Origin of the sequence: Limosilactobacillus pontis, from assembly GCF_002940945.1 — a bacterium.
In the GTDB taxonomy this organism is placed as follows: Bacteria; Bacillota; Bacilli; order Lactobacillales; family Lactobacillaceae; genus Limosilactobacillus; species Limosilactobacillus pontis_A.
Map to the genome: position 1 here is coordinate 1 of NZ_PNFV01000021.1, position 2,676 is coordinate 2,676.

A 2,676-nucleotide genomic window follows, 5' to 3' on the forward strand; every position below is an offset into this window, starting at 1 on the left:
CCCGCGCTCGAGATCCGGGCCCGCCCGCGCAAGGGCATGCTCAGATGCCCCCGGTGCGGCAGACGCCGGCACGGTGTGTTTTGTCAAATTTTTGTGGGCCGTTTCGGCGTTTCTTTTAGTCCGTTTGAGCGGTTGTTTTTAGGCCGTTTCGGCTTTGGCCAGTCCTGTGGGTTGTCGGTTATTGCATGAGGGCGTGGGTCTTGCGCCAGGACTCGCCCTCGAATCTGATCATCCTGCCGTGGTGGACGGTGCGGTCGATGATCGCGGCGGCCATGTTGGGGTCGCCGAAGATCCTGCCCCATCCGGAGAACTCGATGTTGGTGGTGTAGATGATGCTCTGGGTCTCGTACGCGTTGGTGACGACCTGGAACAGGAGCCTGCTGCCTTCCTCGTCGATGGGCACGTAGCCGAGTTCGTCGATGATCAGGAGCGGGGTTCTGCCGATCATGGCGAGTTCCCGGTCGAGCCGATTGTCCGTCTGGGCGCGTAGGAGCCGCATGACCAGGCTTGCGGCCGTGTGGTAGCGCACGGGCATGCCCCTGCGGCATGCGTTCCTGCCAAGCGCGATGGCGAGGTGGGTCTTGCCGGTGCCGGGAGGCCCGAACAGGACGAGGTCCTCGTGGCCGCTGATGAATTCCAGGGATTCGATCCGCTGTCTTCCGTAGTCGACGGGGAAGCGGATCGGGGTCCAGTCGTAGCCGTCGAGTTCCTTGTCGGCGGGGAATCCGGCCTGTTTCAGGAGCCGGGAGCGTTTGGAGCGTTCCCGGGATTCGAGTTCGGCATTCATCCATTCCTCCACGAACTCCATCTGGGTTGGCGTGGCGTTGGCGAGCTGGTCGGCGAGGATCTGGCGGGTCAGGGGCAACCGGCGCGCGAGGTTCATGATCGTTTCGATCTTCTCGCCGGTGGACGCGCGGCGGCGTTTCATGTCGGGCATGACGACCGGTGGGCGGTGGATCCCCATGTTTACGCCTCCTTCCTTTCCCGCGTCCCACGAGGCTGCATGAACACGTCGTATCCGGTCAGGTCGGGTGCGGTCTGCTCGTATGGCTTCTCGCCGGAGGCGATGCGCCGTGCCATGGTGGTCAGGCTCGCCTCGTCGAGCGGGTGCCCCTGTTCGACCAGATGCTCACCAGCCTCGACGGCCGGCTCGAACCCGCACGCGTCGCTCGTTCTGGAGATGAGCCGGAACGCGTTCCTGCGCGCCTTGGCGTCCATCCGGTCGATCGCCAGACGCAGTTTGTCGGGAAAATCATCGCGGATGGTGGAATCGGGCCATGCGTTGGTCTTGCGGCCCAGTGCGGGCAGGAGCGTGGCGGGGTCGCGGATAGTGGCAGGCGAATCCCCGTACACGCGCGGCAGCCTGGCGCAGGTGCGCCCGTCCTGGGTGCGGATCGTCACGTCGAACGCGCGAAGGGCGACGTCCAACGTCCAGCCGCGCCACGAGGGTCCGGCGAGGTAATGGTTGCCGTCGACCTGCACGCGCCCGTCCTTGTCGGCCTTCCTGACCTCCCAGCGGATCGCGTCGTAGGGCTTGGACGGCAGGGGCTGCATCTCCGCCTTCTCCTCGGCGAACAGTCCGCCGATCGGCGCGCCCTTGCGGTAATGCGTCTCCTTGGCCATCGCGTCGCACCGCTCCAGCATGTACCGGGTCAACTGGGCGTAGGACTCCGCGTTGAGCAGGGGCACCATGATGTTGCGGCGCAGGAACCCGACCGCGTTCTCCACGCTGCCCTTCTCATTGCCCGAGTTCGGATTGCAGAACCTGGTCTCCAGCCGGTAATGCTCCACGAACAGTTCGAACACCTTGACGATGCTGACCCTGTCCCACGCGACCCGGTGACCGGCGCCGGTGGCGTTGTCGAGCACCAGCGTCAGGGGGACCGCGCCTATGTGCTCGAACACCGTGCGCAGTCCCGCGCACACGCATTCCGCGTTCTCCCCGGGCAGGGCCGCGCAGTAGCGCATGTTCGAATACGGGAACGTCACGACCAGGCAATGCACGTCGACCCGGTCCCCGCCGACCACGGCCCGCGCCATGCCGAAATCGACCTGCGCCTCGCCCGGATGCCACTCGAGCTCCAGATACCCGTCCGACGGGAGCCGATGCTCCTCGCGCCAACGCTTCACATACCGTTGCACCGACGAGTACGCGCCCCCGTAGCCCCTCTCCGAAACGAGCCGGTCGTACACGCGCTTGGCGGTGTGCCGCTGCTTGCGCGGCATGAACCGGTCCGCCTCCAGCCACCCGTCGACCGTCGCCTTGAACGGGTCGAGCTTCGACGGCCTCGATGCGGAGTGCTCCGGCTTGGGAGAGCAATCCTCCCTCCCGGCGTATTTCGCGACCGTGTCGCGGGCCACGCCCACCTCTTTTGCGATGCTTCTCCATGACACGCCATGCGCGTCAAGCACCCTGATACGTTGTTGTACGGACACCGGTACCGTCATTCCTTTCCTTTCCCGAGAAACCGAATGGTTTGCTTCCGACTCGGGAAACTAGTACGGGCAGGACGGGCCGGTGTTCATTTCTCGCCACACGCTGAAATGGACTAAAACCTGCCGCTCATCTGGAGACTTTCCACACGCTCACACGGCCCACTTTCTATTGAACAGACACAGCACGGCTACGATCGCGGCGGCGGGCGGCGTCGTTGGAGGCATCAGGACTTCGGCTGC

At 64.9% G+C, this 2,676-nt stretch carries 2 protein-coding genes; both read right to left on the bottom strand.

Annotated features, from left to right (window positions below):
• Window positions 1-178: 178 nt before the first annotated feature.
• A complete protein-coding gene (gene istB / locus CK797_RS09005; protein ID WP_014483316.1) occupies window positions 179-964 on the bottom strand; it encodes an IS21-like element helper ATPase IstB in 786 nt (261 codons plus the stop codon).
• Between the two features lie 2 nt (window positions 965-966).
• Window positions 967-2,448, bottom strand: a complete 1,482-nt coding sequence (gene istA, locus CK797_RS09010; protein WP_015438265.1) for an IS21 family transposase — start codon at window positions 2,446-2,448, stop codon at window positions 967-969.
• Window positions 2,449-2,676: the final 228 nt, after the last annotated feature.

Bases quoted from the DNA above. Each gene is read 5' to 3' on its own strand.
- istA (WP_015438265.1), bottom strand. From the start codon at position 2,448: ATGACGGTACCGGTGTCCGTACAACAACGTATCAGGGTGCTTGACGCG.
- istB (WP_014483316.1), bottom strand. From the start codon at position 964: ATGGGGATCCACCGCCCACCGGTCGTCATGCCCGACATGAAACGCCGC.